General features: G+C 68.1%; 27 protein-coding genes. 15 read left to right on the top strand and 12 right to left on the bottom strand.

Going from position 1 to position 24039, the window contains the following annotated elements; genetic code table 11:
* Window positions 1–219: 219 nt before the first annotated feature.
* Window positions 220–3171 carry an EAL domain-containing protein gene (locus RTY46_RS09080; protein ID WP_312707914.1) on the top strand — a complete coding sequence of 984 codons (2952 nt, stop codon included), beginning with the start codon at window positions 220–222 and terminating at the stop codon, window positions 3169–3171.
* 37 nt (window positions 3172–3208) lie between these two features.
* Here the strand turns inward: RTY46_RS09080 and RTY46_RS09075 are convergent, their stop codons facing one another.
* Window positions 3209–4090 carry a LysR family transcriptional regulator gene (locus RTY46_RS09075; RefSeq protein ID WP_312707912.1) on the bottom strand — a complete coding sequence of 294 codons (882 nt, stop codon included), beginning with the start codon at window positions 4088–4090 and terminating at the stop codon, window positions 3209–3211.
* Window positions 4091–4186: 96 nt separating this feature from the next.
* Here RTY46_RS09075 and RTY46_RS09070 point away from each other — a divergent pair, with 96 nt between their 5' ends.
* From RTY46_RS09070 to RTY46_RS09055, 4 genes are all read left to right on the top strand, one after another.
* Window positions 4187–4597 carry a DoxX family membrane protein gene (locus RTY46_RS09070; RefSeq protein WP_312707910.1) on the top strand — a complete coding sequence of 137 codons (411 nt, stop codon included), beginning with the start codon at window positions 4187–4189 and terminating at the stop codon, window positions 4595–4597.
* Between the two features lie 31 nt (window positions 4598–4628).
* On the top strand, window positions 4629–5438 hold the full coding sequence (locus RTY46_RS09065; RefSeq protein WP_312707908.1) for a class III extradiol ring-cleavage dioxygenase: 810 nt from the start codon (window positions 4629–4631) through the stop codon (window positions 5436–5438).
* Complete coding sequence (locus RTY46_RS09060; protein WP_312707906.1) at window positions 5435–6091, top strand: alpha/beta fold hydrolase; 657 nt, start codon at window positions 5435–5437, stop codon at window positions 6089–6091. Before RTY46_RS09065 ends, RTY46_RS09060 begins: the two co-directional genes overlap by 4 nt.
* Before the next feature lie 111 nt (window positions 6092–6202).
* Window positions 6203–7852, top strand: a complete 1650-nt coding sequence (locus tag RTY46_RS09055) for a Na+/H+ antiporter (protein WP_108752047.1) — start codon at window positions 6203–6205, stop codon at window positions 7850–7852.
* Window positions 7853–7898: 46 nt separating this feature from the next.
* Here RTY46_RS09055 and RTY46_RS09050 read toward each other — a convergent pair whose 3' ends face one another.
* Window positions 7899–8147, bottom strand: a complete 249-nt coding sequence (locus RTY46_RS09050) for a DUF3297 family protein (RefSeq protein WP_108751456.1) — start codon at window positions 8145–8147, stop codon at window positions 7899–7901.
* Window positions 8148–8237: 90 nt separating this feature from the next.
* Between RTY46_RS09050 and RTY46_RS09045 the strand changes: the two genes are divergently transcribed.
* Window positions 8238–8780: a hypothetical protein gene (locus tag RTY46_RS09045; RefSeq protein WP_312707904.1), complete on the top strand. Its 543-nt coding sequence runs from the start codon at window positions 8238–8240 to the stop codon at window positions 8778–8780.
* A 48-nt stretch (window positions 8781–8828) separates the two neighbouring features.
* Here the strand turns inward: RTY46_RS09045 and RTY46_RS09040 are convergent, their stop codons facing one another.
* The 5 genes from RTY46_RS09040 to msrB form a co-directional block, all read right to left on the bottom strand.
* Window positions 8829–9104: a DUF4031 domain-containing protein gene (locus RTY46_RS09040; protein ID WP_312707902.1), complete on the bottom strand. Its 276-nt coding sequence runs from the start codon at window positions 9102–9104 to the stop codon at window positions 8829–8831.
* Window positions 9105–9117: 13 nt separating this feature from the next.
* On the bottom strand, window positions 9118–9609 hold the full coding sequence (locus tag RTY46_RS09035) for a hypothetical protein (RefSeq protein ID WP_312707901.1): 492 nt from the start codon (window positions 9607–9609) through the stop codon (window positions 9118–9120).
* 87 nt (window positions 9610–9696) lie between these two features.
* Window positions 9697–10677 (bottom strand): flagellar motor protein MotB, encoded by a 981-nt coding sequence (gene motB, locus RTY46_RS09030; protein ID WP_312707900.1) that lies wholly within the window; start codon window positions 10675–10677, stop codon window positions 9697–9699.
* A 3-nt stretch (window positions 10678–10680) separates the two neighbouring features.
* A complete protein-coding gene (gene motA, locus RTY46_RS09025; protein WP_108752051.1) occupies window positions 10681–11535 on the bottom strand; it encodes a flagellar motor stator protein MotA in 855 nt (284 codons plus the stop codon).
* A 91-nt stretch (window positions 11536–11626) separates the two neighbouring features.
* Window positions 11627–12094: a peptide-methionine (R)-S-oxide reductase MsrB gene (gene msrB, locus RTY46_RS09020; RefSeq protein WP_312707899.1), complete on the bottom strand. Its 468-nt coding sequence runs from the start codon at window positions 12092–12094 to the stop codon at window positions 11627–11629.
* A 133-nt stretch (window positions 12095–12227) separates the two neighbouring features.
* Here msrB and RTY46_RS09015 point away from each other — a divergent pair, with 133 nt between their 5' ends.
* Together RTY46_RS09015 and RTY46_RS09010 are read left to right on the top strand one after the other, a co-directional pair.
* Window positions 12228–12602, top strand: a complete 375-nt coding sequence (locus tag RTY46_RS09015) for a classical arabinogalactan protein 4 (RefSeq protein ID WP_312707898.1) — start codon at window positions 12228–12230, stop codon at window positions 12600–12602.
* Window positions 12603–12723: 121 nt separating this feature from the next.
* Window positions 12724–12918 carry a lana protein gene (locus tag RTY46_RS09010; protein WP_312707897.1) on the top strand — a complete coding sequence of 65 codons (195 nt, stop codon included), beginning with the start codon at window positions 12724–12726 and terminating at the stop codon, window positions 12916–12918.
* 100 nt (window positions 12919–13018) lie between these two features.
* Here the strand turns inward: RTY46_RS09010 and RTY46_RS09005 are convergent, their stop codons facing one another.
* Window positions 13019–13498: a winged helix-turn-helix transcriptional regulator gene (locus RTY46_RS09005; RefSeq protein WP_108748377.1), complete on the bottom strand. Its 480-nt coding sequence runs from the start codon at window positions 13496–13498 to the stop codon at window positions 13019–13021.
* A gap of 149 nt (window positions 13499–13647) precedes the next feature.
* On the opposite strand from RTY46_RS09005, the gene RTY46_RS09000 reads away from it, so the two are divergent.
* Both RTY46_RS09000 and alr read left to right on the top strand, forming a co-directional pair.
* Window positions 13648–14952 carry a D-amino acid dehydrogenase gene (locus RTY46_RS09000; RefSeq protein WP_312707896.1) on the top strand — a complete coding sequence of 435 codons (1305 nt, stop codon included), beginning with the start codon at window positions 13648–13650 and terminating at the stop codon, window positions 14950–14952.
* Window positions 14931–16001 (top strand): alanine racemase, encoded by a 1071-nt coding sequence (gene alr, locus RTY46_RS08995; protein ID WP_312707894.1) that lies wholly within the window; start codon window positions 14931–14933, stop codon window positions 15999–16001. Before RTY46_RS09000 ends, alr begins: the two co-directional genes overlap by 22 nt.
* Before the next feature lie 72 nt (window positions 16002–16073).
* Here the strand turns inward: alr and RTY46_RS08990 are convergent, their stop codons facing one another.
* Window positions 16074–16649, bottom strand: coding sequence for a DUF3016 domain-containing protein (locus RTY46_RS08990; RefSeq protein ID WP_312707892.1), 576 nt, complete (start codon window positions 16647–16649; stop codon window positions 16074–16076).
* A 246-nt stretch (window positions 16650–16895) separates the two neighbouring features.
* Here RTY46_RS08990 and RTY46_RS08985 point away from each other — a divergent pair, with 246 nt between their 5' ends.
* Entirely contained in the window at window positions 16896–18884 is a 1989-nt protein-coding gene (locus tag RTY46_RS08985) for an ATP-binding protein (protein ID WP_312707929.1), read from the top strand.
* A gap of 44 nt (window positions 18885–18928) precedes the next feature.
* Window positions 18929–19219, top strand: a complete 291-nt coding sequence (locus tag RTY46_RS08980; RefSeq protein WP_312707890.1) for a DUF3247 family protein — start codon at window positions 18929–18931, stop codon at window positions 19217–19219.
* Window positions 19220–19249: 30 nt separating this feature from the next.
* On the opposite strand, the gene RTY46_RS08975 is transcribed toward RTY46_RS08980, so the two are convergent.
* Window positions 19250–19513 carry a hypothetical protein gene (locus RTY46_RS08975; protein WP_053518254.1) on the bottom strand — a complete coding sequence of 88 codons (264 nt, stop codon included), beginning with the start codon at window positions 19511–19513 and terminating at the stop codon, window positions 19250–19252.
* 158 nt (window positions 19514–19671) lie between these two features.
* Here RTY46_RS08975 and RTY46_RS08970 point away from each other — a divergent pair, with 158 nt between their 5' ends.
* The 3 genes from RTY46_RS08970 to RTY46_RS08960 are packed head-to-tail and all read left to right on the top strand — an operon-like array spanning window position 19672 to window position 22108.
* Window positions 19672–20733 carry a class I SAM-dependent methyltransferase gene (locus RTY46_RS08970; protein WP_312707888.1) on the top strand — a complete coding sequence of 354 codons (1062 nt, stop codon included), beginning with the start codon at window positions 19672–19674 and terminating at the stop codon, window positions 20731–20733.
* The gene (locus RTY46_RS08965) at window positions 20730–21431 is read left to right on the top strand and encodes a pseudouridine synthase (protein ID WP_312707886.1); all 702 of its coding nucleotides are present in this window, start codon (window positions 20730–20732) and stop codon (window positions 21429–21431) included. The genes RTY46_RS08970 and RTY46_RS08965 overlap by 4 nt, the downstream gene beginning before the upstream one ends.
* Window positions 21428–22108, top strand: coding sequence for an HAD family phosphatase (locus RTY46_RS08960; RefSeq protein WP_312707885.1), 681 nt, complete (start codon window positions 21428–21430; stop codon window positions 22106–22108). The genes RTY46_RS08965 and RTY46_RS08960 overlap by 4 nt, the downstream gene beginning before the upstream one ends.
* A gap of 116 nt (window positions 22109–22224) precedes the next feature.
* Here the strand turns inward: RTY46_RS08960 and fabB are convergent, their stop codons facing one another.
* Window positions 22225–23433: a beta-ketoacyl-ACP synthase I gene (gene fabB, locus RTY46_RS08955; RefSeq protein WP_312707883.1), complete on the bottom strand. Its 1209-nt coding sequence runs from the start codon at window positions 23431–23433 to the stop codon at window positions 22225–22227.
* The gene (gene fabA / locus RTY46_RS08950) at window positions 23433–23948 is read right to left on the bottom strand and encodes a 3-hydroxyacyl-[acyl-carrier-protein] dehydratase FabA (protein ID WP_108748387.1); all 516 of its coding nucleotides are present in this window, start codon (window positions 23946–23948) and stop codon (window positions 23433–23435) included. Before fabA ends, fabB begins: the two co-directional genes overlap by 1 nt.
* Between the last annotated feature and the right edge of the window lie 91 nt (window positions 23949–24039).

Genomic DNA, 24039 nt, shown 5'->3' with positions numbered 1-24039 from the left:
CCAGCGCAGGGTCGGCTGTGCATGATCTGGCTGAACACGCGCTGTCGCGCTTCACGCAGTCATCGCGCTGGTGCATGCTGCGGGGCAGGGACCCACTCAGGGATTGGCCCGCAGAGCCGGCCCAGCCGTCAAGAATGACGCGCTGCGGCCGCTCTGGTCGGGGATGTGGAGGAATTGTTCGCGCATGAAGCCAGCTGTCTGCACAGGGAACACCGACCGATGCCCGCGCTGAAGCGTGCATTGGCCCGGCCATTGCATGCCATCACCTGGGGCGGTGTGGCGTTGGGCGTGCTGCTGGCCGTGGGCCTGGCGGCCATGCTGGCCAACGATCACCAGCGCCGGCTGGAAGCGGCGCAGCGGCAGAGCCGCGCCCTGGCGGTCGGCAGTGAGCGCCTGCTGGCCCTGGAACTGCGCAACCTGGAACGCGCGCTGGCCGGCATTGCCGGCGACGCTGCCGAACTGTTCGGCACCGTGCCGGCGCAGGCCCCGAAGCTGCTGGAAGCGGCCATTGCCGGTGTGCTGCAGCGCCATGCCGAGCTGCACAGCATCGTGGTGGTCGATGCCTACGGACGTGCGCTGACCGGTGGCGCCGATGAACTGAAGCTTCCGCTGTGGGCTGACCCGCAGCGGCGCGGGCAGGGCAGCGCGCTGTACCTGGGGCCGCCGCAGCGGGCCGAGGATGGCACCTGGGTGGTGCCGCTGGCGCTGCCCATGGCCGATGATCGCTGGCTGCTGGCACGGCTGCGCTGTGGCGAGCTGCAACGCATCATCGGCGGGCTGGATGTGGGCCCCAACGGCATGGTGTCGATTACCGACGCCGACGGTTTCATGCTGGCGCGCGTGCCCGATCCCTATGGCACGGTGGGTCGCCGCTACACGTTGCCCTACCGTGATCTGGTGGGCGGGCCGGCGGTGGTGGAACTGGGCAGTTTCCCCGGCGTGGTGGACCAGATTCCACGCATGTCCACCATCAGCACGCTGGAACACAGCCCGCTGGCCGTGCAGGTGGGGCTGGCCGATGCCGATGTGCTGGCCGCCTGGTGGCCCTATCTGCATGCGGCGGTGGCGATCCTGCTGACCTATGTGCTGGTGCTGTTGGGCCTGTTGTTCGCGGTGCGCCGCAGCACCCGCAGCCAGCAGTGGATGGCGGCCGAACTGCGCACCGGCCACACCGAACTGCGCATGGCCCACCAGGTGGGCCGGGTCTGCACCTGGTATGTGGATGAAGACGCCGCGCTGCTGCACTGGTCGCCGCTGGCGCGCGAGATCTTCGGCGTGCAGACCGATGCCTTGCCGGTGGCGGAGTTCTTCGGGCGCGTGCATCGCGAGGATGCCGAGCGGCTGCAGCACGCCTTCCACGAAGCATTCGCGCGCGGCGCGGTTCTGGATGAAATGTTCCGCCTGGTGCTGCCCGGTGGCGACGTGCGCTGGGTGTCCGCGCGTGGGCAACGGGTGGAACTGGCCGACAGCCAGCGGCGCATGATCGGCGCATTGACCGACGTGAGCGAGCGCCATCTGGCGCGCGAACAGATGAACCAGGTCGAACGCCGCTTCCGCCTGCTGTTCGACCGCAACCCTGCGCCGTTCTGGGTGTTCGACCCGGACACCCTGCGCTTCCTGGAAGTGAATGAAGCGGCGGTGCTGCAGTACGGCTACACCCGCGAGGAATTCCTGGGCATGAGCATCCTGGATATCCGCCCGCGCGAAGGCTGGGATGAAGTGAAGGGCGCCATTGCCCGCGCCCGCGTGGGTGAACTGCAGGACGCGGCCGTGCGCATGCACCGGCGCAAGGACGGCACCGTATTCGAGGTGCGCGCGCATCTGTCGAAGCTGGATTTCGACGGCCAGCCCGCCTGCCTGGTACTGGCCGAGGACGTGAGCGAACGGCTGGCCTATGAACGTGACCTGGCCTACCGGGCACGCCACAACCCGGCCACCGGCCTGTTGAACGTGCGCGCTCTGAGCGAACAGCTGGACAGCCAGGACCGGGGCTACACGGTGGCCTACGTGCAGCTGCGCGGCCTGCAGCTGGTGGCCGATACGCTGGGCCGCGAGATCGGCGATGCCATCCTGCAGTCGATGGCCGCGCGCCTGGGCGGGCTGGGCGCGCGCTTCGGCACACTGGCGTTCCAGCCCGCCGAAGACTTCGTGCTGGCCATCGCCCCGCAGCACAACACCCAGGCGGTGCTGGACGATCTGCTGCAGATTGTGTCGGCACCGATGCGCGGCAAGGATTCACTGCACCAGTTCGAGCCGCGCATCGGTGTGGCCGTGCGCGAAGAGGGTGACGCGCTGCGTGCCGAACAGGTGGTGGGCATGGCCGCACAGGCGGCGCACGCCGGGCGCGCCGAAGGCACCGTGGTGGCCTGGTTCGACGCGGCGGTTTCCAACCGCCTCGCCGACCGCCTGCGTCTGGCAGGGCGCATCCATGCGGCCATCGACAACGAATTCCAGCTGTACTTCCAGCCGATCCGCCATGCCAGTGATGGCAGCCCGGCGGCGCTGGAAGCCCTGCTGCGCTGGCCGCAGGCCGATGGCAGTTTCATTCCGCCCAGCGAGTTCATCCAGCTGTGCGAGGACACCGGGCTGATCCTGGCGCTGGGGCGCTGGGTGATCCGCGCGGCCGCACAGGCGCAGCGGCGGCTGGTGGCGGCGGGCTGGGGCGAGCTGCCGATCGCGGTGAACGTGTCGGCCGTGCAGTTCTTCAACAGCGATCTGGTGGCCGAGTTCGCCCGCGCCCAGGAGGACTTCGGCCTGGCCCGCGGTGCGCTGCATGTAGAGCTGACCGAAAGCAGCCTGATGCGCAAACCGGCGCAGGCCATGCAGACCATGCGCCGCCTGCACGAGCAGGGCATCTGCGTGTCGCTGGATGATTTCGGTACCGGCTACTCCAGCATGTCTTACCTGCAGCACCTGCCGCTGGACATCCTGAAGATCGACCGCAGCTTCGTGGCCGACGTGGAAACCAACCCGCGCAACGCGTCGATCTGCCGCGCGCTGCTGTCGCTGGGCCACAGCATGGGCCTGACCATCATTGCTGAAGGCGTGGAAACCCCGGGCCAGCTGGACTGGCTGGCCGCGCACGGCTGCGACCAGGTGCAGGGCTACCTGCTGGGCCGGCCGGCGCCGCTGGAACAGATCATCAGGACGCTGGACGAAGTCGTCGCCTGATCGTGCAAACCCGCCGGGCCATGCCCGGCAGAGGGCCTCATACCCCGGCCTGCACCAGGTAATCGATGAAACTGCGCACCTTCGGTGCCAGGTGACTGCGGCTGGTGTACACCGCGAAGATGCCGATCGGCGGCACTTCCCAATCGGGCAGCACGCGCACCAGACGGCCATCGGCCAGGGCCTGTTCCAGCAGGAAATCCGGTTGCAGGATCACCCCCATCCCGGCGATGGCCGCTTCGCGCAACACGTCGCCGTTGTTGGCCTGCAGAATGCTGTTCACCGTTACCCGCACCTCGCCGCCCGGCCCCTGCAACGGCCACTGGTTGCCTGACGCCCAGTAGCTGTAGCCCAGGCAGTCGTGTGCCGCCAGTTCCTGCGGCGTGGCCGGCGTGCCGCGCGCGGCCAGGTACGCCGGTGCCGCGCACAGGGTGATGCGGGCCTGGCCCAGGCGCCGGGCGATCAGTGCCGGGCTGGGTTCGCGGGTAATGCGCAGGGCCACGTCGTAGCCTTCCTCCACCATGTCCACCAGGCGGTCGGACAGGGCCAGGTCCAGTTCCACCTGCGGGTAGCGCTGCCGGTAGCCGGCCAGCAGCGGCCCCAGCCGGGCGATGCCCCAGCTGACCGGTGCATTGATGCGCAGCGTGCCCGACGGTTCCAGCGCCTGCGCCCCGATGCTGGCTTCCAGCGCGTCGAATTCGGCCAGCAGGCGAACGCATTGCGCGTAGTAGGCGGCGCCGGCGCTGGTGGGACTGACCCGCCGGGTGGTGCGGTGGAGCAGGCGGGTGGACAGGCGCTTTTCCAGCGCGGCCACCTGCCGGGTCACCCCGGCCGTGGAAATGCCCAGGGCGTCGGCGGCGGCACTGAAACCGTTGCGCTCGACCACGGCCACGAACACGCGCATGGCGTCCAGAGTGTCCATTGTTGCGCCTTCTGAAATAAATACGGTCGTTTCATCGTATTTATCGGCTGACGGCTGCGCAATAACCTGTACGCACTCTCCCTGAGGTACGCCCCCATGAAAGCCCCTACTGCTGCCATTTCGCCGCTGGCCCCCTATGCCGCCACCCTGCTGCGCCTGGCTCTGGGCGGCCTGTTCCTGGTGCATGCGCTGACCAAGCTGCTGGTGTTCACCCCTGCCGGTACCGCGGCGTTCTTCGAATCGCTGGGCCTGCCGGGTGCACTGGGCTACGTGACCCTCGCGGTCGAGCTGGCCATCGCCGCCGCCCTGCTGCTGGGCGTCTACGCGCGCTGGGTGGGCCTGTTGGGCGTGCCGCTGCTGCTGGGCACGATCGTGACCGTACACGGTGCCAATGGCTTTGGTTTCGCCAACGCCGGCGGTGGCTGGGAATACCCGGCGTTCTGGGCGCTGGCGCTGGTGGTGCTGTTCCTGCTGGGCGATGGCCGCTGGACCCTGCGTTCGCGCTGATCGCTGCTTCCCCCTGATTCTGGAGAACGTCATGTCCCGCCTGCCTTCGCTGTATATCTCCCACGGCTCGCCGATGACTGCCCTGCACCCGGGGCAGGTGGGCGTGCGACTGGCCGAACTGGCCCGCGACCTGCCCACCCCGCGTGCCATCGTGATGGCGTCGGCGCACTGGCTGGCGCGCCAGCCGCTGGTCGGCGCGCATCCGCAGCCGCCCACCATCCACGATTTCGGCGGCTTCCCGCGCGCGCTGTTCGAGCTGCAGTACCCGGCCCCGGGCGACCCTGCACTGGCCGAAGAAGTGGCCGGGCGCATCGCCGCCGCTGGCCTGCCGGTGGCGCTGGATGCGCAGCGCGGGCTGGACCATGGCGCCTGGGTGCCGCTGCGGCTGCTGCGCCCGCAGGCCGATATTCCGGTGGTGCCGCTGTCGATCCAGCCGATGCTGGGGCCGCAGCACCAGTTCGCGCTGGGCCGTGCGTTGGCGCCGCTGCGGGAACAGGGTGTGCTGCTGGTCGGCTCGGGCAGCATCACCCACAACCTGCATGACTGGCGCGACTGCCAGGACGGCAAGGAAGCGCCCTACGTGCGCCCGTTCATTGAATGGGTGGAACAGCGCCTGGCCGCCAACGATCGCGATGCGCTGTTCGACTACCGCCGCCAGGCGCCGTTTGCCGAGCGCGCGCATCCCACCGATGAGCATCTGCTGCCGTTGTACTTCGCCATGGGCGCGGCCGGCGGCGATGATTTCGGTGCCACCCGCATCGATGCGGGTATCGATGCGGGCATGCTGGCGATGGACCTGTACCGCTTCGACGGCGCCGCGCCCGTGCGGGAGGCCGCATGAGCGCCGTGCTGGCGCCGGTGCTGGAGCGGCCTGCGCAGGGCAGGCCGCAGGGCCTGGTGGTGCTGCTGCACGGCGTGGGAAGCAACGAGCAGTCCCTGGCCGCGCTGGCCAGCACGCTCGATCCGCGCCTGCACGTGCTGCTGCCGCGCGCACCGCAGGTGTTCGGGCCGCAGGCGTTCGGCTGGTTCACCGTGCGCTTCGGCGCGCAGGGGCCAGTGATCGATCCGGCCCAGGCCGAGGCGTCGCGGGTGCTGCTGCGCGATTGGTTGGCGGTGCAGCAGCAGCGGCTGGGACTGGATGCGCGGCAGACCGTGCTGGCGGGCTTCAGCCAGGGCGGCATCATGAGCGCCAGCGTGGCCCTGACCGCGCCGGATCGGGTGAAGTCCTTCGCCATCCTGTGCGGGCGCATCCTGCCGGAGATCGTGCCGTTGATTCCGGCCGATGTGGCCGGCGCCGGGCTGGATGGCCTGGTGGTGCACGGGCGGCAGGACGACAAGCTGCCGTTCGCGCTAGCCGAGGCGGCCTCGCAGCGCCTGCACGCGCTGGGCGTGGTCCACCAGCTGCGCGATTACCCGGCCGCGCACACGTTGTCCGCGGACATGCAGCGGGACACCCGGGACTGGGTCGCGGCGCGTTTGCTGTCGCCGCCCTGACGCGCATTCATGCAGGTGGCCGCAGCGGCCGCCAGCTGTGCTAAGTTTTTTTCCTGTCTCCGGCGCATACCGGTTTTTTACCGGCCCCACGCGCCGCTTCCCGGAAGAAGCATGCACACCATCGAAGTCGTCCTGGCGATGCTGGTGGCCGTTGTCGCCAGCGGTTACCTGGTTCGCGTCCTGCCCTTTTCACTGCCGCTGCCGCTGGTGCAGATCGGCCTGGGCGCGGTCATCGCCGGGGTGTTCAACCGCGGCCATGCGCTGGAACCGGAAGTGTTCTTCCTGCTGTTCCTGCCGCCGCTGCTGTTCCTCGATGGCTGGCGCATTCCCAAACAGGGCCTTTTCCGCGACAAGGGCGCGATCCTGGAACTGGCCTTCGGCCTGGTGGTGTTCACCGTCATCGGCGCCGGCCTGCTGATCCACTGGATGATTCCGGTGATGCCGCTGGCGGTGTGCTTCGCGCTGGCGGCCATCGTCTCGCCCACCGACCCGGTAGCCGTCGGGGCGATCGCTTCGAAGGCGCCCATTCCCAAGCGGCTGATGCACATCCTGGAAGGCGAATCGCTGTTGAACGATGCCTCCGGCCTGGTCTGCTTCCGCTTCGCGGTGGCCGCGGTGATGACCGGTTCGTTCTCGCTGGCCACCGCCTCGCTCACCTTCCTGTGGGTGGCGGTGGCAGGCCTGGCAGTGGGCGTGGCGGTCACCCTGGGCGTGTCCACCTTCCAGCGCTGGCTGTGGCGCCGCTTCGGCGAGGAGCCGGGTGCGGCCATGCTGGTGAACCTGCTGATTCCGTTTGCGGCCTATCTGCTGGCCGAAGAAATCCATGCCTCGGGCATCCTCGCGGCGGTGGCTGCCGGCATTGCCATGAGCTATGTGGAGCTGACCGGCCGCGTGTCCGGCAGCATGCGCGTGCAGCGCGCCGGGGTCTGGAACATGCTGCAGTTCAGCTTCAACGGCATCATGTTCGTGCTGCTGGGTGAGCAGTTGCCGGGCATCGTCGAGCGCGCGACCACCACCATGAACGAGACCGGCCACCAGAGCGCCTGGTGGTTGCTGGTCTATGTGGTGGTGATCAACGCCATGCTGATCGCGCTGCGCCTGCTGTGGGTCTGGCTGTCGCTGCGCTGGAACCTGCTGCGCGCCCGCCGCCGTGGCCTGCAGCATGGCGAGGCGCCGAACTGGCGCATCGTGGTGGCTACCTCGGTGGCCGGCGTGCGCGGTGCCATCACCCTGGCCGGCGTGCTGACCCTGCCGCTGTTCCTGCCTGATGGCAGCCCGTTCCCCGCGCGTGACCTGGTCATCTTCCTGGCCGCAGCGGTCATCCTGTTCTCGCTGGTGGGCGCCAGCGTGGCATTGCCGCAGCTGCTGAAGGGCCTGCAGCTGCCGGCCGATTCGGGCGAGCGCAAGGAAGAGGACCTGGCCCGCAAGCTGTCTTCCAAGGCCGCACTGGCCGGGGTGGAGCGCATGCGCCAGCAGCTGGTGATGAACCAGAACACCGACAACGTGCAGCTGTTCAACGACGCCGCCTCGCGGGTCAGCCTGCTGTACCAGCGGCACCTGGAAAAGGACAACGAAGGCCCCGACGTGGATCCGGACAAGGTGAAGCGGATGGAGCAGGGCTACCGCCAACTGCGCAGCGCGGGCCTGAATGCCGAGCGCGAGGAGCTGTTCCGGCTGACCCGGCGCGGGGTGATTTCCGATGAGATCTCGCGGCGCCTGATCCGCAACCTGGACCTGCTGGAATCGCGCCAGCGCGGTTGACCCTGGGTTGTAGAGTCGAGCCATGCTCGACTCTACGAGAGCCGGGTTATTCCGGCTTCTGTTCCAGGAAGTACACCTCGACCTTGCCCTTGACCTTGATGGTCATCGGGTTGCCGCGGCGGTCGCGCGCCTTGCCGGCCTGCACGCGGATCCAGCCTTCGCTGACCGAGTATTCCTCGACGTTGTCACGCTCGACATCGTTGAAGCGCACGCCCACGCCGCGCTCCAGCGCCTGCGCATCGTGGAAGGGGCTGGCCGGGTTGATGGCCAGGTGGTCGGGAGGGGTATCGCTCATCGCATCATTCACAGTGACGGCCACCACGGCCGGCTTCAGCGGCACAGGATAAACCGTAGAATGCCGGCCTGCCCCACAGGAATGCCCGCCATGCCCGACAACAGCGACTATTTCGATTTCGAGGAAGACGCCCACGATTTCGACGAGGACGATTTCGAGGCCCGTATCTGGAACCTGCTGGTGCTGATCAACCCCGGCGACGAGGAGCTGGCGCTGCAGCAGTTCAACCGCTGGCGCGAGATGCTGGCCGAGGCCGGCGAGCCGCTGGAGGCCGACGCCGACTGGGTGCCTGCGCTGTTCACCGCCATTGCCTGGCAGTCCGGCTTCGAGGTGGAGCGCGACGATCTGGAATCGCTGCAGTCGGCGGTGAACGAGCTGTCGGCGCGCTTCAACCTGCAGCTGGACTGGGGTGGCGACCTGGACGACGAGGATTTCGCCGAAGACCTGGACGGCGTGCAGTTGATGTCCACCGCCTTCGACCGCCTGCGCGAGCACAACTACACGCTGTGGAGCGTGGATGCCGGCAGCGACGGCTTCACCGGCTGGATGGCGCTGACCCGCGACGACGATGCGTTGCTGGCGCTGTGTTCGCTGTTGAACGTGGAAGTGCGGCTGGGCAGCGACCCGTTCTGATCGATCGGCCGATCCGCCGGGCCATGCCCGGCGGGCGCGTTGCCCGGCCTACGGCTGGTATTGCGCGCGGGCGTTGGCGATCACCGCTTTCACCAGGGCGCGGTCGGTGTGGCGGGAAATGGCGCGGGCGCCGAGGGCTATGGCCTGCGCGCGCAGTTCGGCGTTGACGTCGTAGTGCGCGCCGCTGGCCTTGTTCTGGAAGGCCCGGGGCGGGATGCCGAGCTGCGCCGCCATGGCGTGCAGCTCGGCCAGGGTGTCGGCCATCAGGTGTGCCCAGCGCTGTCCGCGCCAGGCATGCACTGCGTCATCGACGTAGACCGCCACCGCCGCGGCCGGGTCAGGCCTGCGGCTTGCCGTCGGTGTCGGCGTCAGCGGCCGGCGCGGCCTCGGCGTCGGCAGCGGCTTCAACCACGTCGCCTTCAGCGGCGTCTTCGGCTTCTGCGGCCTGCTCGCTCTCGAACTCGGCCACCAGCTTGCCCAGGTACTCGTCAGCGGTCTGGCCGGCTTCGGCGGCCAGGGTGTCCAGCAGCTTCTGCATCAGCTCGGAATATTCCAGGTTGACCTTGCGGCCTTCCTTTTCCTGCACGTTGGACAGGTGCTTGAGCATGGCCAGCATCGGCACCGGGTTGTCGGCGTTGCCCATGGTCTGGCCGCCGATGGCCAGCAGCCACTGGCGGCCCTGCAGACCGATGGCGGCGACCGGCTGGCCGTCTTCGTTGGTCAGCACGGCGTGGTTCTGCACCTGCTGCTGGGCATTGAGGCGCAGGAACGGACGCTTGGCCTGCTGCTTCTTGCGCTTGTCGCGCTTGGCCTTGGAGTTCTGGGACATGGGGTGGGGTCACCTGGAAACGGAAAGACCGCCATTGTACTGGGTGCCGCGCTGCGCGCTCGCCGGGCCGTGCCCGGCGGAGGCCGATCAGGGGTCAGAGCCCTTTCCGGGGGAAAGGGATCCGACCCCGCTCGCGGCTTCACCCTGTGCAGCCTTCACGTCCGGGTCGACCGTGGTGGCCGACAGCCCCACCTGCGGGCCGGCACCGGCCAGCGCGGCCTCTTCGGCGGCGTGGGTCATCACCACGATGCTGATGCGGCGGTTGATCGGATTCTGCGGGTCTACCTTGTCGAACAGCACCGACGAGGACAGGCCCACCACGCGGGTGATCTTGCTGTCTTCCAGGCCGCCGTCCACCAGTGCGCGGCGTGCGGCGTTGGCGCGGTCGGCGCTCAGTTCCCAGTTGCCGTAGCCGCGCGCGGCCGAATAGGCGGTGATATCGGTATGGCCGGTCAGGCTGATCCGGTTCGGCACATGGTTCAGGTACTCGGCCAGCTCGTGCAGGATCTGCTGCGTGTACGGCTTCAGCGACGCGCTGCCCAGGTCGAACATCGGCCGGTTCTGCTTGTCCACGATCTGGATGCGCAGGCCTTCCGGGGTCAGGTCCAGCAGCAGCTGGTCCTTGAACGGTTCCAGCGCCTGGCTGCGGCTGATCGCTTCCTGCAGTTCCTTCATCAGCGCTTCCAGCTGCTGCTTGTCGCGCTGCTGCTGGTCCACCGGCTGCTGCATGGCCTGCTTCTGGTTCTGGAAGGGATCGTTGCTGTTGCCGCGCGACAGATCGGTGGCGCCGCCCAGCTTGATCATCGAGGTGCTGGCGCCGCCGGGGCCGGCCATGCCCGGTGCCGGCGTGGGGCTCTGCCCGGCCAGCGGGCTGGGGTTGCGGAAGTATTCGGAAATGGCCGCGCGTTCGGGCTTGCTGGTGCTGGCCATCAGCCACAGCACCAGGAAGAAGGCCATCATCGCGGTCACAAAGTCCGCATAGGCCACCTTCCACGAGCCGCCATGGTGGCCGCCGTGGCCGGCCTTCCTGACCTTGCGGACGATGACGGTGGGCTTGGTCTCGGCCATGGCTTACTTGACCGTCTTCAGGTGCTGCTCGAAATCGGAGAACGCCGGGCGCACGTTCGACGGCAGCGTCTTGCGGGCGAATTCCAGCGCGATCTTCGGGTTGTAGCCACGCAGGCAGGCCAGCAGCGCGGTCTTCACCGATTCGTAGATGCGGCTGTCCTGTTCGGCGCGGGCTTCCATGGCCGAGGCCATCGGGCCGACGAAGCCATAGCCCAGCAGGATGCCCAGGAAGGTGCCGACCAGCGCACCGGCCACGTGGCCGCCCACTTCCACGATGTCGCCACCGATGGAGCCCATGGTGATGACGATGCCCAGCACCGCCGCCACGATGCCGAAGCCGGGCAGGCCGTCGGCCACCTTGGTCAGCACCTGCGACGGCGCCATGGCTTCGGCATGGTGCTTTTCCAGCTCCAGCTCCAGCAGCGGTTCCAGTTCGTGCGGTTCGATGTTGCTGCCGATCATCAGGCGCAGGCAGTCGGTGATGAAGTCGACCAGGTGGTGGTCGGCCTGCACCTTCGGGTAGTTGGCGAACAGGGCGCTCTCGGCGGGGCGTTCGACATGGTCTTCCAGCGCCATGAAGCCTTCGCGGCGGGCCTTGTTCAGCAGTTCATAGAGCAGGCTGAGGACGTCGATGTAGTCCTGCTGCTTGTAGCGCGGGCCCTTGAACACGCCCACCATGGCCTGCAGGGTCTGCTTGACCGTCTTGGCCGGGGTGCCGACCAGGAATGCGCCCAGGGCGGCGCCGCCGATGATGACCAGTTCGTAGGGCTGCCAGAGGGCACCCAAGCGGCCGTGGGCACCGAGGTAGCCGCCGAGCACGCTGATGATGACAACCAGGAATCCAACGATGATGAGCATGGCGCGACGCAAGGAGGGGGGATATCTCCTTGTCGGCGCGCCACCGGGATTTCTGAAGAGGGAATTGTGTGAAGTCGGTCGGCGGGGGTGTTCAGTCCGCCGTGCCGGCCTCGGCGCCGCCACGCTGCAGCGGATCGGGCCACGGCTCGCCCTGGCCGGTGAAGGAAAGTGAGACGGAATTCAGGCAGTGGCGCTCGAAGGTGGGCGGCGGGCCGTCCGGGAACACGTGGCCGAGGTGGCTGCCGCAGCGGGCGCAGGTGATCTCGGTGCGTACCATGCCGTGGCTGGTATCGCGGATCTCGCGCACGTGGGCCGGGTCGTAGGGCGCGAAGAAGCTGGGCCAGCCGGTGCCCGAATCGAACTTGGTGCTGGACCGGAACAGCGGCAGCGCGCACAGGCGGCAGCAGTAGACGCCGTCGCGCTTGTTGTCCAGGAACACGCCGCAGAACGGTGCCTCGGTGCCGTGCTGCAGCAGCACGCGCCGCTCTTCGGCGCTCAGGCCGGCAACCAGGGCTTCGGTCTGGGCGGCGGTGGGGGGCGTGAGGTCGAACGCGCTCATGCGGCTCTCCGGGACGGTGGTGGGATGCTGGCAGAAGTGGGGGTGGCGGGGCGGCCTTGCAAGTGTGATGCGCGTTCATGGGCGGCACACGGGGCCGGGCGCATGGTGGGGGCAGTCCACGCTGGAGCGTGCCATGAAACGCCCCCTTGTCCTGCTGCTGTCGGCGCTGCTGCCTCTGGCCGCGCACGCGCAGATGCCGACCGGCAACCCGACCAGCACCCGCAGCAGCACGGCGGTGGCACCGCAGCCGGTGCAGCCGCCGGTGCAGCCGGCCCGCCCGCAGCCGCAGCCGTTGCCCTCGCCGCAGCCACGCCAGCCGATCAAGGCCACGGGCCCGGCGCCGATCACCTCCACCCCGGCGCCGGCACTGCCGGACAAGGTGTATGACCGCAACGGCCGCATCGTGCCGGGGGTGAAGCCGGTAGGCCCAAACCGCGTGTTTGATTCGCGCACCGGGCGCTACTACGACAGCGTGCCGCAGGGCACCGGGCAGCAGATCAAGCCGTGAGGGGCGGCGCGGGCGTGGCGGGCTGAACCCAGCAAAACGCGTGCGTGCCGATCACTGTTTTTTCGCCTGCGATTAACCCGAACGGGACCACCGTGGCGTTGCATCGGCAACGTGCCGGCGCATGTCCTTTGTCCTTTGGATCGCGATCATGAAGAACCCGCAGAACCGTCCGTCCGGCAAGGAACCGCAGGGCCGCAACCCGCAGCAGCAACAGCAACAGCAACAGCAACAGATGGATCAGCAGCAGCCGCACAAGGGTGGCAAGCAGCAGGACCACCGCCAGCAGGGCGGCATGAAGCACCCGCAGCAGCGGTGACCGGCCCGGGGTCGGAGCCCGCCCTGCGGGATCTGACCCCACCCCCAGCCCCAGGGTCGGATCCCGCGCAGCGGGCTGTGACCCCACAGGCGGCACCGCCTCAATCGGCAATCGGCAGCGCCCAGGTTTCTTTCACTTCTTCCATCACGATGTAGCTCTTCGACTCGCGCACATGCGGCAGGGTCAGCAGGGTGCTGCCCAGCAGCTTGCGGTAGCTGGCCATCTCGCTGATGCGCGCCTTCAGCAGGTAATCGAAATCACCCGACACCAGGTGGCATTCCAGTACGTTGGGCAGCTTCAGCGCGGCGCGGCGGAACTCTTCGAAGATGTCGCCCGATTTGTAGGCCAGGCTGATTTCCACGAACACCAGCAGGCTGGCTTTCAGCGCGGTCGGGTCCAGGTGGGCGTGGTAACCGGTGATCACGCCCTCGCGCTCCAGCCGGCGCACCCGTTCGGTGCAGGGCGTGGTGGACAGGCCGACCCGTTCCCCCAGCTCGGTGAAGGAAATGCGGCCTTCGGCCTGCAGGATGCGCAGGATCTTGCGGTCGATCTTGTCCAGTTCGCGGGAGCGGGTGGCCATGGCCGTCAACCTCGGGGAATGAATCGCAGGGAAACTGCCTGACTGTAGTCCTAAAAACAGGCAAATGCTCTAGGAATGCGGGCCTATACTTCCCCAATTGTGGTCCCGGCGTGCTCAAACGCAGGGAATGATCGGGTTGGAGAGTCCCCATGCGAGTCCTCGTTCTTGGCAGCGGCGTGATCGGCACCACCAGTGCCTGGTACCTGCGGCAGGCCGGGTTTGAAGTCACGGTCATCGACCGCCAGCCGGGCCCCGCGCTGGAAACCAGTTTCGCCAACGCGGGCCAGCTCTCGTTCGGCTACACCTCGCCGTGGGCCGCCCCCGGCGTGCCGAAGAAGGCGATCGGCTGGCTGTTCGAAAAGCATGCCCCGCTGGCCATCAAGCCCGGCATGGACCTGGCCCAGTACCGCTGGCTGTGGCAGATGCTGCGCAACTGCACCCAGGAACGCTATGCCATCAACAAGGCACGCATGGTGCGCATGTCCGAGTACAGCCGAGACTGCCTGAACGAGCTGCGCGCGCAGATCGGTATCGAATTCGAAGGCCGCGACCTGGGCACCACCCAGTTGTTCCGCACCCAGCAGCAGCTGGACGCCTCGGCCCAGGACATCGAGATCCTGGCCCAGTACGGCGTGCCCTACGAAGTGCTGGACCGCGCCGGCATCATCCAGGCCGAGCCCGCGCTGGCCCATGTGGACGGCCTGGTGGGTGCGCTGCGCCTGCCGCGCGACCAGACCGGCGACTGCCAGCTGTTCACCCGCCGCCTGGCCCAGCTGGCCGCCGACGCCGGCGTGGAATTCCGCTACGACCAGGACATCACCGGCCTGCAGGTCGAGGGCGACCGGGTGACCGGCGTGCGCATCGGCAACCGGGTGGAAACCGCCGACCGGGTGGTGGTGGCGCTGGGCAGCTATTCGCCGGCCATGGTGGCGCCGCTGGGCATGCGCCTGCCGGTGTATCCGCTGAAGGGCTATTCGCTGACCCTGCCGATCACCGATCCGGCGATGGCGCCGACCTCGACCATCCTGGACGAGAGCTACAAGGTGGCCGTCACCCGCTTCGACAACCGCATCCGCGTGGGTGGCATGGCCGAAGTGGCCGGGTTCGACCTGTCGCTGTCGCAGCGCCGCCGCGAAACCCTGGAGCTGGTGGTGCGCGACCTGTACCCGAAGGGCGGGGATCTGGCCAAGGCGCAGTTCTGGACGGGCCTGCGCCCGGCCACCCCGGATGGCACGCCGGTGATCGGCGCCACCCCGCTGCGCAACCTGTACCTGAACACCGGCCACGGCACCCTGGGCTGGACCATGGCGTGCGGTTCGGGCCGTTACCTGGCCGACCTGATGAGCGCGCGCCAGCCGCAGATCAGCACCGAGGGCCTGGATATCTTCCGTTACGGCCAGTACGGCCACGCCGCCCCGCAGGAGAGCCGCGCATGCGTCCTGCCCGCGCGCTGATCGATCTGGGCGCGCTGCGCAGCAACTACCGCCTGGCCCGCGAACTGGGCGGCGGCAAGGCGCTGGCCGTGGTCAAGGCCGATGCGTATGGCCACGGCGCGGTGCGCTGTGCGCAGGCGCTGGAAGGCGAGGCCGATGGCTTCGCGGTGGCCACCATCGAGGAAGCCCTGGAACTGCGCCAGGCCGGCATCCGCGCGCCCATTCTGCTGCTGGAAGGCATCTTCGAAGCCAGCGAACTGCCGCTGGTGGCCGAACATGACCTGTGGTTCTCGGTGGGTTCGCCGTGGCAGGTGGAGGCGCTGGCCGCCTTCGACAGCCCGCGCCCGCTGACGGTCTGGCTGAAGCTGGACAGTGGCATGCACCGGCTGGGCCTGGACGTGGCCGGCTTCCGTGCCGCGCACGCACGCCTGTCGGCGCTGCCGCAGGTCGAGCGCATCGTGATGATGACCCACCTGGCGCGCGCCGACGAACTGGACAGCGAGCGCACGCATGAGCAGGCCACAACGTTCAAGGCGGCCATTGACGGTCTGGCTGGCGAGACCAGCGTGTGCAACTCGCCGGCGCTGCTGGGCTGGCCGGACGTACGCAGTGACTGGGTGCGCCCGGGCCTGATGCTGTACGGGGCCAACCCGCTGCCGGACGACAGCGCGCTGACCGCGCGCCTGCGCCCGGTGATGACCATGCAGTCGCAGGTGATTGCCGAACGCTGGATCGAAGCCGGTGAACCGGTGGGCTATGGCGCCCGCTTCGTGGCCAAGGTGCGCACCCGGGTGGGCGTGGTGGCACTGGGGTATGCCGATGGCTACCCGCAGTTCGCGCCGAACGGCACCCCGGTGCTGATCGACGGCCAGCCTGGGGGCCTGATCGGCCGTGTTTCGATGGACATGCTGACGGTGGATCTGACCGCCCACCCGCAGGCCGCTGTGGGCAGCGTGGTGGAGCTGTGGGGCACTGCCCCCACGCTGGCCGAACTGGCCCCGCGCTGCGGCGTGAGTGCCTACCAGTTGCCGTGTGCGGTGAAGCGCGTGGCGCGGGTGTATCAGGAGTAAGGCCCTGCGTGTCGACCAAGGTCGACACCTACCGGTGCGTGGTGCGCCGGTAGGGCCGCGCACCGTGCGCGCTTATCGCGCGGCAGTGACCTGCGGGGTGAGCTGCTTCTTCACCCAGTCGTCAATCAGGCGCTTCTCGTAGCGCAGCGGATCGGTGTCACTGCGCACCCCGATGTTGTGCAGGTAACCGCTGTCGCTCAGCTTGGCCTGGCCCTCATCGAGGATGTGGCCGCTGGCGTCCTTCAGCGTGTACTGCAGGCTGATGCGCGGCGGGTAGATGTCGCGCATGATCCGGATGTCGCTGCCACGCGAGCCGTGCCAAGGCTCGTAATCACCCGCTCGCTTGATGTCGGTCACGGTCACGTCCAGGGTCTGCCCGGGCTGCAGCGGCTTGGCCGCAGCGGTCTGGATGTAGCGGGCGATCTGCTGCACCCAGTCACCGCGCTCGGCTTCAAAGCGGTTGGTGGTCTGGCGCAGCTCGGTGAACTGTGCCGGATCGGTCCACTGCACACTGACCGGGCCATTGGCCTGCAGCGCGCGGGGCGCATCGGGTGCGGTGACGGTGCGGGGCGCGGCGATGGCGCCGCCGGCAGCCAATGCGCAGGCCAGCAGCAGCGTGGCAGTGGTGGTGAAACGCATGCGGTTCATGGCAGGACTCCTGCGGCCGGAAGGGCCGATGGTCGTGGTTTCAGGCCGAGTGTGAGCCTGCGCCCGACCCGCTGCAACGGCGAAATTCGTCACACTTGGGCGTGGTTGCCACCAATTCATCCACGTCAAGCATGACCGACGGCGCTTGACGCTGTGAATACGTCCTTTGGAAGATGCTGTGCGTCCATACCGGCTTGCCTCGACCCCCCTTTGTCCACACTGCCGCCCCTCGCCGAGCGTCCAGCGCTGCTGGCCCCCACGCCGGAAACCGATCTGCACCGAGGCGTGCTCGAGCGCTTCAATGCCGGTTTCTGCGTCATTCACGTGATCTTCGAGGGCGACCGCGCCGTCGATTATCGCTTCTTGGAGGTCAACGACGCCTTCGAGCGCCACACCGGGCTGAGAGACGCGCGCGGCAAGCGCATGACCGAACTGGAGCCCAACCACGAACGCGACTGGTTCCGGATCTACGGTGAAGTGGCACGCAGTGGCCAGCCGGCGCAGTTTGAAATGGAAGCACGCGCGCTGGGCCGTTCGTTCTCGGTCGACGCAGTGCGCGTGGGCCAGCAGGGCGAGGACATGGTCGGCATCCTGTTCTTCGATGTGACCGCCCGCAAACAGATTGAAGTGGAACTGGGCGAAAGCGAGGCGCGCTTCAGCGCGCTGGCCGACGGCCTGCCGATGCCGGTCTGGGTGCTGGACGACAAAGGCCACGCGCGTTTCGTCAACAGCGCCTTCAGTGAGTTTTTCGGCGGCGATGAAACCCGCGTGCCGGAAGATGTCTGGCGCGGCCTGGTGCATCCCGACGATGCCTCGGTGTTCGAATATGAGCTGCAGGAAGCGCTGAAGGCGCAGCGGTCGATGCATGCGCTGGTGCGCGCGCGCCGGGCCGACGGTCAGTGGCGCTGGCTGGAAATGAACGCTCGCCCGCGCTTCTCGCGCATGGGCCGCTTCATCGGTCTGGCCGGCAGCAGTCCGGACGTGACCGACCGCCGCGAGATCGAGCTGGCCCGCGAGGAACTGTTGCAGTCCGAGCGCGCCGCACGCAGCGCCGCCGAAAACATGGCGCGTCTGAAGGATGAATTCCTGGCCACGCTGTCGCATGAACTGCGTACCCCACTGACCACCATCCTGGGCTGGAGCGAGCTGTTGCTGCAGCGGGTGGACAACACCAGCCCGCTGTTCAAGGGCTTGAACGTGATCGCCAGCAGCGCCACGGCGCAGAAGCGGCTGATCTCGGACATGCTGGACCTGAGCAGCATGCTGCTGGGCAAGGTGCAGCTGGAAGTGGAATCGCTGGACCTGCGCGGGCAGCTGGTCGAAGCCATGGGCGCGCAGGAACTGGTGGCCGAGGGCAAGGCGCTGGACGTCACCCTGCAGATGCCCGAAGAACGCTGCCTGGTGCTGGGCGACGCCACGCGCCTGCAGCAGGTGTTCTGGAACCTGCTGTCCAACGCGATCAAGTTCACTCCGGCCGAAGGCCGCATCGATGTGCAGCTGCAGGCCGAGGGTGAGTACTGGGTGGTAACCCTGCGTGATACCGGCGACGGCATTGCGCCGGAATTCCTCAATCACCTCTTCAGCCGGTTCCGCCAGGCCGATGGCACCACCACCCGCCGCCACGGTGGCCTGGGGTTGGGGCTGGCCATCGTGCAGCAGCTGGTGGAGCTGCATGGCGGTACGGTAAGCGCGGCCAGCGAGGGCCACGGCCACGGCGCCACGTTCACCGTGCGCCTGCCACAGCATTACCCCGATGCGGACAAGCGCCCGCTGCGGGAAGTGATCAGCGGCCCGATCGTCGAACCGATGGTGGTCGAACCGTACCCGCTGCGCGGCCTGCACGTGCTGGCCGTGGAAGACCAGCCGGAAGTGCTGGAATACCTGCGGCGCATGCTGGAAGAGCAGGGCGCATCGGTGTCGGCGGCCACCTCGGCCGTCGAAGCGCTGGCCCTGCTGGCCGACAACGGCCACCTGCACTACAACGTGCTGCTGACCGACATCGGCATGCCGGGCATGGATGGCTACGGGCTGGTGCGCACGCTGCGCGATGACATGGGCGTGGATGCCACCACGCTGCCGGCCGTGGCGGTGACCGCGCTGGCACGCGCCGATGATCGCCGCCGCGCGCTGGCATCGGGATTCCAGGAGCATGTGGCCAAGCCTTATTCAGTGGCCCAGCTGGTGGCGGCGGTGCGCCACGTGCAGGCACTGCGCAACGGCGACGCACTGCACTGAGCATTCACGGGCGATGGGCGACCCTGCCTGCAGGAGGTCGCCGAATGTCCCGTATTGCTCCCCGCATCCACACCGACCCGGCGCAGATCGCGCGCCTGGAATCCCTGCTGCCGCAGCTGGAAGGCGAAACGCAGGTGGAACTGACCCTGCACGATGGTCGTCGCCTGCTCGGCACCGTGGCCGTCAGGCCAACGGTGCAGCAGTTCCGTAATGACGCCGGTGATGAAGGTACCAACGGCCAGCTGCGCCTGGACGACTACGACACGCCCGTGCAGCAGCACTATGTGTGGCTGGACGAGATTGCCAGCGTGCGCCGGTTGCCGCCCAGGCAATGAGCACAGCCACGCCATGCGTGGCTGGTCTGCCTAATGTTCAAACACCGTAGGCGTGGCTTCGAACCGGCGCGCATAGGCGCGTTCTTCGGCCACGCGGGCGACTTCGTCATCGGCCAGATCCGGGGCGCCGTAGACCGCATACGCCACACTGCCATCGGCGCCGTGACCGACCTGGTGCAGGCGGTAGCGTGAATGCCCGCCGCCGGTGTCCTCGGGGTAATGCACGGGCGGATGGCTGCCTTCCAGATCCATTTCACTGTTGTCGACCACACCACCGACGAACAAGGCGCGCATGCAGGAGCTCCAATAGGTTGCGGGGGGGAGCCTTTACCCTGAACCCTTCAATGTTGCCGGCGCATCAACGCCCCGTTGAACTTTCGCAAAGCGCGCCCGGGGCGGGGCGGGCCGAGCCGGTACAATGGACGGCCCTCACGCTTCCAGTACCCGCGCCGATGGCCGCCAGCGACGACGCCCCCCTGCAGACCCTGTTCCTGCCGTTTTCCAGCGGCGCCCTGCGCTGGCCGGAGGGTCCGGTGGCCTTCCTGCGCGCCCGCGATGGCTGGCCGCTGCGCGAAGCCGCAGGCACCCGCGAGGTCCACTTCGAACAGAGTTTTGCCCCGTTCGCCCAGCCTCTGCAGGCCAGCGGCTGGACCGTCAGCGGCCAGCTGGATGACGCCGCCGGCAAGGGCCGCTACCCGCTGGTGCTGGTGCTGCCGCCGCGCCAGCGCGAAGAAGCACGCGCACTGTTCGCCCGCGCCCTGGCCCTGGTGGCCGACGGCGGGCGCATCGTGGCCTGCCAGTCGAACAACGAAGGCGCCCGTTCCGGCGAAGGCGACCTGAAGCAGCTGACCGGCCTGGGCGGCTGCCTGACCAAGAACCACTGCCGGGTGTACTGGACCGCGCCGCTGCAGGGTCAGCACGATGTCGACCTGGCCAAGCGCTGGGCCGCCCTGGATGCGGTGCGGCCGATCATGGGCGGGCGCTTCCTCAGCCGCCCGGGCGTGTTCGCCTGGGACCGCATCGATCCGGCCTCGGCGCTGCTGGCCGAACACCTGCCTGCCGACCTGGCCGGCCGCGCCGCCGATCTGGGCGCCGGTTACGGCTACCTGTCGCGCGAACTGCTGGAGCGCTGCCCGAAGATCACCGCGCTGGACCTGTACGAGGCCGAGCAGCGGGCGCTGGCCCTGGCCGAACTGAACCTGGCGCCGCCGCCGCGCGCGGTGCCACTGCGCTTCCTGTGGCGCGACGTGACCGCCGGCATCGAGCCGGGTTACGACGTCATCATCAGCAACCCGCCGTTCCACACGCCCTCGCGTGCCGATCGCCCGGACATCGGCCAGCGCTTCATTGCCGTGGCCGCGACGGCGCTGCGCCCGGGTGGCCGCCTGTACGTGGTGGCCAACCGCCACCTGCCCTACGAGCACACCTTGAACGAAAGCTTCGGCGCGGTACGCGTGGTGGCCGAGCGCGATGGCTTCAAACTGGTCGAAGCGGTGAAGGGGAAGGGCCGATGAAGCTGGTCAAGCACATTGCCAACCTGGGGTACGGCAGCCGCAAGCAGGTGCAGTGGATGTTCCGCGAAGGGCGCATCACCGATGCCGACGGCGAGGTGCTGTACGCCGATGACCAGGTGCCGCACGAGGCGGTGCGGGTCGATGGCGAGCCGCTGGACCCGCCGCCGGGCCTGACCCTTGCCCTGCACAAGCCGGCCGGCTACACCTGTTCAACCAAGGACACCGGCCGCCTGATCTACGATCTGCTGCCGCTGCGTTTCCGCGACCGCGACCCGGTGCTGTCCACCGTTGGCCGGCTGGACCGTGAAACCAGCGGTCTGCTGCTGCTGACCGACGATGGCGGCCTGCTGCACCGGATCATCTCGCCCAAGTCGAAGCTGCCCAAGGTCTACGACGTGGAACTGGCACAGGACCTGCGCGGCGATGAAGTGGCGCTGTTCGCCAGCGGCACGCTGATGCTGGAATCGGAGAAGACCCCGCTGCTGTCGGCCGAGCTGGAGGTACTGGGCCCTCGCCAGGTGCGGCTGGTGCTGCACGAAGGCCGCTACCACCAGGTGCGCCGCATGTTTGCCGCCACCGGCAACCACGTGCAGACCCTGCACCGCAGCCGGGTGGGCGGCATGGACCTGCAGGGCCTGGAGGAAGGCCAGTGGCGCATGCTGGGTGCCGCCGATCTGGACACGCTGTTCGCCGTATGACTGTGATCGCTGCGCTGCCATTCCTGCCCGACGCCGTCATCTTCGACATGGATGGTTTGATGATCGACAGCGAGCGCGTTTCGCTGGCCTGCTGGAACGAGGCCGCGCAGGCCAGCGGGCTGCCGCTGGATGAGCGCTTCTTCCTGCGCATGGTGGGGCTGGGCGACCGCGATTGCCGCGCGCTGCTGCAGCAGCAGGGGCTGAGCGAGGCCGCGATCGAGGCGCTGGTGAGCACCTGCCATGATCTGTATGACGCGCGTACCCAGCACGGTCTGCCATTGCGGCCGGGCATCATGGAACTGCTGGAGCTGCTGAAGGCGCACGCGGTGCCGCGCGCGGTGGCCACCTCGACGCGGCAGCCGCGGGCGAACCGCAAGCTGGCCGCCAGCGGCCTGCTGCCTTACTTCGATGCGGTGGTGGCGGGCAACGATGTGGAACGGCCCAAGCCGGCGCCGGACATCTATCTGCTGGCCGCCCGTAAGGTCGGGCAGGACCCGCAGCGTTGCCTGGCGCTGGAAGATTCACCGGCAGGCACGCGCGCCGCATTGGCGGCAGGCATGACCGTGATCCAGGTGCCGGACCTGGTCGATCCGGACGAAGCGCAGCGTGCGCTGGGCCACCGTATCGTCGGCTCGCTGCTGGACGCGCACGCATTGCTGGTGCCGCTGCTCAGGTAGGTGCCAACCTTGGTTGGCACGCTCCACCGCCCTGGTAGGTGCCAACCTTGGTTGGCACGATTCTCAAGCAGTCGAGCAAGCTCGACTCTACGAGGGCGACGTGGCACGCCCTTCCATCACACCCGGCCGAACACCAGCGCCGCGTTCGTACCACCGAACCCGAAGCTGTTGGACATCACTGTATCCAGCTTCTGCTCGCGGCTTTCTCGCAGGATCGGGAAGCCTTCTACCGCCGGGTCCAGCTCGGTGATGTTGGCCGAACCGGCCACGAAACCATCGCGCATCATCAGCAGGCAGTAGATCGCCTCGTGCACGCTGGCCGCGCCCAGCGAATGGCCCGACAGCGCCTTGGTCGACGACAGCGGCGGCACGGCATCGCCGAACACTTCGCGGATCGCACCCAGTTCGGTCACATCACCCAGCGGGGTGGAGGTGCCGTGGGTGTTCAGATAATCCAGTGGACGATCGACGTTCTGCAGCGCCATCTTCATGCAGCGCACCGCGCCTTCGCCGGACGGGGCGACCATGTCGGCGCCGTCGGAGGTCACGCCGTAGCCGATCAGTTCGGCATGGATGCGTGCACCACGGGCCACGGCGTGGTCGTAATCTTCCAGCACCAGCATGCCGCCACCGCCGGCAATGACGAAGCCATCGCGGTCCTTGTCATACGGACGCGACGCGGTGGCCGGGGCGTCGTTGAAGCTGGTGGACAGGGCACCCATTGCATCGAACATCACGCTCATCGACCAGTGCAGGTCTTCGCCACCACCGGCGAACATGATGTCCTGTGCGCCATGGCGGATCATGTCCGCGGCGGCGCCGATGCAATGCGCCGACGTGGCACACGCAGCGGACAGCGAATAGCTGACACCCTTGATCTGGAACGCGGTGGCCAGGCAGGCCGACACGGTCGAGCACATCGTGCGCGGCACCATGTACGGGCCGACCTTGCGCACGCCACGGGCGCGCAGCAGGTCCACCGCACCCACCTGCCATTCACTGGAACCACCACCGGAACCGGCGATCAGGCCGGTACGCAGCGCGCTCACCTGTTCCTGGGAAAGACCGGCGTCGGCGATCGCATCGCGCATGGCCACGTAGGCGAAGGCCGCCGCATCGCTCATGAAACGCTTCTGCTTGCGATCGATCTGCGCATCCAGATCCATGTCCACGCGGCCGCCGATCTGGCTGCGCAGGCCGGCTTCGGCGTGGTCGGGCAGCGCGGTGATGCCGGCGCGGCCGTCGCGCAGTGCCGACGACACGGTATCCAGATCGTTGCCCAGGCAGGAAGTGATGCCCATGCCGGTAATGACGACGCGACGCATCAGAAGCTCCCGGTTTCGGTGAACAGGCCCACGCGCAGGTCGCGGGCGTTATAGATTTCGCGGTCGTCCACGTACATGCGGGCGTCGGCCTGGGCCATCACCAGCTTGCGGTTGATCACGCGGGTGATGTCGATTTCATAGCGCACCAGCTTTGCTTCCGGCAGCACCTGGCCGGTGAACTTCACTTCGCCGCAGCCCAGGGCGCGGCCCTTGCCGGGGGCACCCAGCCAGGTCAGGTAGAAGCCGGTCAGCTGCCACATCGCATCCAGGCCCAGGCAGCCGGGCATCACCGGGTCGCCGATGAAGTGGCAGCCGAAGAACCACAGGTCCGGGCGGATATCCAGTTCGGCACGCACCATGCCTTTGCCATGCGGTCCGCCGTCCTCGCGGATGTCGGTGATGCGGTCGAACATCAGCATCGGGTCGTTGGGCAGACGGCCGGCGGCGGCGCCGAACAGTTCACCGCGGGCGCTGGCCAGCAGCTGGTCGCGGTTGAACGCGTGGAGACGAGTCATGGAAAGCGCATTCCTGGAAGCGAAAACAAGGCAACAAGTTCCCGAGGATGCACGACGGTTGCAACGGGAATCAAACCGCCACACCGTACGC

Source organism: Stenotrophomonas sp. (assembly GCF_032056425.1).
Classification (GTDB): Bacteria; Pseudomonadota; Gammaproteobacteria; order Xanthomonadales; family Xanthomonadaceae; genus Stenotrophomonas.
This window is presented reverse-complemented; position numbering and strand designations above follow the sequence as displayed.

Coding starts and splice junctions, on each gene's coding strand:
- RTY46_RS09080 (WP_312707914.1), top strand. CDS start 220: ATGCCCGCGCTGAAGCGTGCATTGGCCCGGCCATTGCATGCCATCACC.
- RTY46_RS09075 (WP_312707912.1), bottom strand. CDS start 4,090: ATGGACACTCTGGACGCCATGCGCGTGTTCGTGGCCGTGGTCGAGCGC.
- RTY46_RS09070 (WP_312707910.1), top strand. CDS start 4,187: ATGAAAGCCCCTACTGCTGCCATTTCGCCGCTGGCCCCCTATGCCGCC.
- RTY46_RS09065 (WP_312707908.1), top strand. CDS start 4,629: ATGTCCCGCCTGCCTTCGCTGTATATCTCCCACGGCTCGCCGATGACT.
- RTY46_RS09060 (WP_312707906.1), top strand. CDS start 5,435: ATGAGCGCCGTGCTGGCGCCGGTGCTGGAGCGGCCTGCGCAGGGCAGG.
- RTY46_RS09055 (WP_108752047.1), top strand. CDS start 6,203: ATGCACACCATCGAAGTCGTCCTGGCGATGCTGGTGGCCGTTGTCGCC.
- RTY46_RS09050 (WP_108751456.1), bottom strand. CDS start 8,147: ATGAGCGATACCCCTCCCGACCACCTGGCCATCAACCCGGCCAGCCCC.
- RTY46_RS09045 (WP_312707904.1), top strand. CDS start 8,238: ATGCCCGACAACAGCGACTATTTCGATTTCGAGGAAGACGCCCACGAT.
- RTY46_RS09035 (WP_312707901.1), bottom strand. CDS start 9,609: ATGTCCCAGAACTCCAAGGCCAAGCGCGACAAGCGCAAGAAGCAGCAG.
- motB (WP_312707900.1), bottom strand. CDS start 10,677: ATGGCCGAGACCAAGCCCACCGTCATCGTCCGCAAGGTCAGGAAGGCC.
- motA (WP_108752051.1), bottom strand. CDS start 11,535: ATGCTCATCATCGTTGGATTCCTGGTTGTCATCATCAGCGTGCTCGGC.
- msrB (WP_312707899.1), bottom strand. CDS start 12,094: ATGAGCGCGTTCGACCTCACGCCCCCCACCGCCGCCCAGACCGAAGCC.
- RTY46_RS09015 (WP_312707898.1), top strand. CDS start 12,228: ATGAAACGCCCCCTTGTCCTGCTGCTGTCGGCGCTGCTGCCTCTGGCC.
- RTY46_RS09010 (WP_312707897.1), top strand. CDS start 12,724: ATGTCCTTTGTCCTTTGGATCGCGATCATGAAGAACCCGCAGAACCGT.
- RTY46_RS09005 (WP_108748377.1), bottom strand. CDS start 13,498: ATGGCCACCCGCTCCCGCGAACTGGACAAGATCGACCGCAAGATCCTG.
- RTY46_RS09000 (WP_312707896.1), top strand. CDS start 13,648: ATGCGAGTCCTCGTTCTTGGCAGCGGCGTGATCGGCACCACCAGTGCC.
- alr (WP_312707894.1), top strand. CDS start 14,931: ATGCGTCCTGCCCGCGCGCTGATCGATCTGGGCGCGCTGCGCAGCAAC.
- RTY46_RS08990 (WP_312707892.1), bottom strand. CDS start 16,649: ATGAACCGCATGCGTTTCACCACCACTGCCACGCTGCTGCTGGCCTGC.
- RTY46_RS08980 (WP_312707890.1), top strand. CDS start 18,929: ATGTCCCGTATTGCTCCCCGCATCCACACCGACCCGGCGCAGATCGCG.
- RTY46_RS08975 (WP_053518254.1), bottom strand. CDS start 19,513: ATGCGCGCCTTGTTCGTCGGTGGTGTGGTCGACAACAGTGAAATGGAT.
- RTY46_RS08970 (WP_312707888.1), top strand. CDS start 19,672: ATGGCCGCCAGCGACGACGCCCCCCTGCAGACCCTGTTCCTGCCGTTT.
- RTY46_RS08965 (WP_312707886.1), top strand. CDS start 20,730: ATGAAGCTGGTCAAGCACATTGCCAACCTGGGGTACGGCAGCCGCAAG.
- RTY46_RS08960 (WP_312707885.1), top strand. CDS start 21,428: ATGACTGTGATCGCTGCGCTGCCATTCCTGCCCGACGCCGTCATCTTC.
- fabB (WP_312707883.1), bottom strand. CDS start 23,433: ATGCGTCGCGTCGTCATTACCGGCATGGGCATCACTTCCTGCCTGGGC.
- fabA (WP_108748387.1), bottom strand. CDS start 23,948: ATGACTCGTCTCCACGCGTTCAACCGCGACCAGCTGCTGGCCAGCGCC.